Annotated in this window: 2 protein-coding genes; both read right to left on the bottom strand. The window is 50.0% G+C overall.

Annotated features, from left to right (window positions below):
• On the bottom strand, nt 1-866 hold an 866-nt coding region (locus AC1DUA_RS38255; protein WP_477504663.1), incomplete at its 3' end, for an FAD-dependent oxidoreductase.
• A gap of 45 nt (nt 867-911) precedes the next feature.
• The coding region (locus tag AC1DUA_RS38250; RefSeq protein WP_477504662.1) for a M20/M25/M40 family metallo-hydrolase at nt 912-1240 on the bottom strand (329 nt) is incomplete at its 5' end.

The following is a 1240-nucleotide window of genomic DNA, read 5'->3' as shown; positions in this document are numbered from 1 at the left end:
GCGCCAAGCCTGACCGAGCATGTAGCTGCATCAATCGCCGTATTCCCCGCGCCAATGACGGCTACACGCTTCCCGATCAGATTCGTATCCAGATCACCGCCTGATTTCGTTGCTTCAACGAAATCAATGGCATCGAAAACACCTGTTAAGGCTTCGCCTTCAATACCAAGCATCGGGACTTTCGACATCCCTACTGCCAGCACAACAACGTCATAGTCTTCCAGCAGCGACTCAGCCGTAATATCCACGCCAACCCGCGTGTTCAATCTGAAATCAACGCCAAGCTGACGAATCTGATCTACTTCCCAGAGTGAAATCTCCTGAGGCAAGCGGAAAGAAACGATTCCGTAGGTATCTAACCCTCCTGCTTGATCCTTCGCTTCAAATACTGTCACTTCGAAGCCGAATCGGGCAAGCTCTCGTGCTGCTGAGAGACCAGCTGGTCCACTGCCAATGATTGCTACCGATTTGCCAATGCTTGCTCCGGCTTTGAATAATAATTGCTCGTTTTTCATGGCCCAGTCTGTCGCATAACGCTGCAATTGCCCTATTAGAATAGGCTTGGACGAATGATTAAGTACGCAAGCCCCTTCGCAGAGTTCCTCCGTGGGGCATACCCTGGAGCATGTAGCACCTACTGGATTAGCATCCATAATAATGCGGGCAGAGCCTTTGAGATTGCCAGAGGCGATCTTTTTAATAAAAGAAGGAATTTCTATTCCTGTCGGACAGGCGCGTACACAAGGAGCATCATAACAATACAAACATCGATTCGATTCTTCGATCGCCTCTTTCGGCTTCATGCCCGCTTTGACTTCGGCGAAATTACGTTTCAAATCATCTAGTGAAATAAAGGATGTCCCCATTTGCCACACCTCCGCGCGTATAGGCTATCTATCGGATGTTCGTCATCAAGTCTGCGATTCTTCTTGATTCCCCAAAGCTATTCGGCGCGCTGCGCGTAGCAGAAGCTCAGTACCTAGCGTGATATCGTCAGGACTCGCGTACTCCTTGGGATTATGGCTGATTCCTTCCAAACATCGAACGAAAATCATCCCGTAATYGCACACATGGGACATGGCAAGCGAATCATGGAACGGACCGCTCATGAGCTCCGGCGGAGAAATGCCCATCTCAGCTGCCTCCTCACGCAAGCTTTCCATAATCCAGCCAGCGCAATAACGGGGTTCACTGTTCGTATCCTCCCGAATCGTATAGGTAAGCCCATGCTCCCTGGAAA

This window comes from Paenibacillus sp. 01T422 (genome assembly GCF_056398785.1).
The sequence above is the reverse complement of the archived record's forward strand: the minus strand, read 5'-3'. Positions and strand labels throughout refer to the sequence as shown.